We start from the raw sequence: 3,168 nt of genomic DNA on the forward strand, positions 1-3,168 counted from the left end.
GGCGAGCTCTACATCGCCGGCAGCGGTCTGGCGCGCGGCTATCTCAATCGCCCGGGCCTGACCGCCGAGCGTTTCGTCGCCGATCCGTTCGGACCGCCGGGAAGCCGCATGTATCGCACCGGCGATCGTGCGCGATGGCGGCCGGAAGGCACGCTGGATTTCCTCGGCCGCGCCGACCATCAGGTCAAGATCCGCGGCTTCCGGATCGAGCCCGGCGAGATCGAGGCCACGCTCGGTCAGCATGCGGATGTCGCCCAGGCTGCTGTCGTCGCCCGCGAAGACCGTGCCGGCGACAAGCGCCTCGTCGGCTATGTCGTGCCCGCCGCCGGTCATGCGCTGCAGGCAGCGATGCTGCGCCAGCATCTCGCGCGCACCCTGCCGGACTACATGGTCCCCGCCGCCTTCGTCGTGCTCGACGCGCTGCCGCTCACGCCCAACGGCAAGCTCGATCGCAACGCCTTGCCGGCGCCCGACCACCAGCCCGTGACCGAATACACCCCGCCGCGGACGGCACGGGAAGAGAAACTCTGCGCTCTGTTTGCCGAGACCCTTGGGATCGAGCGCGTCGGGATCCATGACAATTTCTTCGATCTCGGCGGCCATTCGCTGCTCGTGACGCATCTGGTCTCGAAAATCCGTGCTGCTTTCGGGGTCGAGCTGCCGCTTGGTACGCTGTTCGAAGTTTCGACCATCGCCGGGCTCGCTGAACGGCTCGACCAGGCCGAGGCGGCGGCACGACCGGCTCTTCGGCCAGGCCCACGTCCGGAGGTGATCCCGCTCTCGTTCGCGCAACGTCGCCTGTGGTTCCTCAACCATCTCGAAGGACAAAGCCCCCACTATAATCTCACGCTCGCATTGCGTTTTCGCGGTGACCTCGACCGCGATGCCCTCGAAGCCGCACTTGCCGATGTGGTCGAGCGACATGAGAGCCTGCGAACCGTCTTCCCGGAAACGGCCGGCACGCCCCGCCAGCTGATCCTCGATGCCGACATCGCCCGGCCGATCCTCGCGGTGACGGCCACCACCGAGGCCGAGCTTCCGAAGGCGCTCACCGTGGCCGCGAACCGCGGCTTCGATCTCGCGGTCGAACCACCGCTCCGCGTCGACCTCTTCGTCCTCACACCGCGCGACCAGGTTCTGCTGCTGCTGATCCATCATATTGCCGGCGACGGATCGTCGCTCGAGCCGCTGGCTCGCGATCTCGCGACGGCTTATGCTGCGCGGAGTGAATGCCGCGCGCCCGCCTTCGCGCCGCTGCCACTGCAATACGCCGACTACACGCTGTGGCAGCACGCGCTGCTCGGCAACGAGGAGGATCCCGAGAGCCCGGTCGCGCGCCAGCTGGAGTATTGGAAGAGGGCGCTGCACGGCCTGCCTGAGCAACTGGAACTGCCGGTCGATCATTCCCGGTCGCCTGTTTCCAGCCATCAGGGCGGCACTGTCGCGTTCGAGATCACCCCCGAAGTGCACAATCGGCTGCTGACGCTGGCGCGCGAACAGCAGGCCAGTCTCTTCATGGTGCTCCAGGCCGGCCTCGCTGCGTTGCTCACGCGGCTGGGGGCGGGGACGGACATCCCGATCGGCAGTCCGGTCGCGGGGCGAAGCGATCATGCGCTCGACGACTTGATCGGCTTTTTCGTCAACACCGTGGTCCTTCGCAGCGACACCGCTGGAAATCCGAGCTTCCGCGAACTGGTGGATCGCGTGCGCGCCACCAATCTCGATGCCTATGCAAATCAGGATCTGCCGTTCGAGCGCCTCGTCGAGGCAATCAATCCGACACGGTCTCTGAGTCGCCACCCGCTCTTCCAGGTGATGCTGGCGCTACAGAACGCGGGTATGCCCAGCCTCGAGATGCCTGGTCTCACCATCGTCCCGCAACCGATGAGCAGCAGTTCTGCCAAATTCGATCTGGCCTTGATCCTGACGGAGAGTCGTGGCCCGCAGGGAGCGTCGGCGGGGATCGAAGGCACCATCGAATACAGCACGGATCTGTTCGAGCGGAAAGCCGTCGAAGCCATCGCCGCGCGTCTGGTGCGCCTGCTCGAATCCGCAACGGTCGCACCCGATCAGCCGATTGGCGCCATCGACATCCTCGACGCGGCGGAGCGGCGTCAGGTGCTGGCGGAGTGGAACGACACGGTGCACGCGGTGCCGCCGACGACGTTGCCGTCGCTGATCGAAGCGCAGGTCGCGCGGCGTGGTGACGCCACCGCGCTGGTGTGCGAGGACTCGACGCTCAGCTACGATGTGCTCAATGCGCGCGCCAACCGGCTCGCGCATCTGCTGATCGCACGAGGCGCCGGTCCCGATCGGATCGTCGCCCTCTCCTTGCCGCGCTCGGCCGAGCTGATCGTCGGCCTGCTCGCCATCGTCAAGAGCGGCGCCGCCTATCTGCCGCTCGATCCGGACTATCCCGCGGACCGCTTGGCCTTCATGCTCGCCGACGCCAGGCCGGTGTGCCTCGTCACCAGCAGCGCCGTTGCCGAGCGCCTGCCTGAGGCTGGCCCGCGCCTGGTGCTGGATGATGCCGACACCGCAGGCCTCCTTGCCCGCCAGCCCGACAGCAACCCGCGCGACCAGGATCGCACCGCGCCGCTGACCCCGACGAACGCCGCCTACGTCATCTACACCTCCGGCTCCACCGGAATCCCGAAAGGCGTCGTCGTCTCGCATATCGGCATCACCAGCCTCGTCGAAGCCCAGATCGAGCGGCTCGCCATCACGTCCGACTCGCGTGTCCTGCAATTCTCGTCGTCCAGTTTCGACGCATCGATCATGGAAGTGCTCATGGCGCTTCCCGCCGGAGCCGCGCTGGTCGTCCCGCAGGCTGGCCTCATTGCCGGCGAGATCCTTGCCGATACGCTGACCCGCCATGCCGTCAGCCACGCGCTGATCCCGCCGGCGGTTCTCGCGGGCATGCCGACCGAGCGGCTCGAGCAGTTCCGCACTCTGATCGTCGGCGGCGATGCCTGTCCGCCCGATCTGGTCGCGCGCTGGTCGGAAGGCCGGCGAATGATCAACGCCTATGGACCAACCGAAACGACGATCTGCGCCACGATGAGCACGCCGCTTTCCGGCGCCGCGAATCCGCCGATCGGGCGTCCGATCTGGAATACGCGGGTCTATGTGCTGGACGACGGCTTGCAACCCGTGCCGGTCGGCGTG

1 protein-coding gene is annotated in these 3,168 nt (G+C 67.1%); it reads left to right on the plus strand.

What is annotated here, in order from left to right; all coding sequences use genetic code 11:
• Positions 1 to 3,168, plus strand: a 3,168-nt coding sequence (locus ACQR1B_RS36080) for a condensation domain-containing protein (RefSeq protein WP_434875153.1), incomplete at both ends; no start/stop codon positions are given.

Origin of the sequence: Bradyrhizobium oligotrophicum (assembly GCF_051168495.1) — a bacterium.
Classification (GTDB): Bacteria; Pseudomonadota; Alphaproteobacteria; order Rhizobiales; family Xanthobacteraceae; genus Bradyrhizobium; species Bradyrhizobium oligotrophicum_A.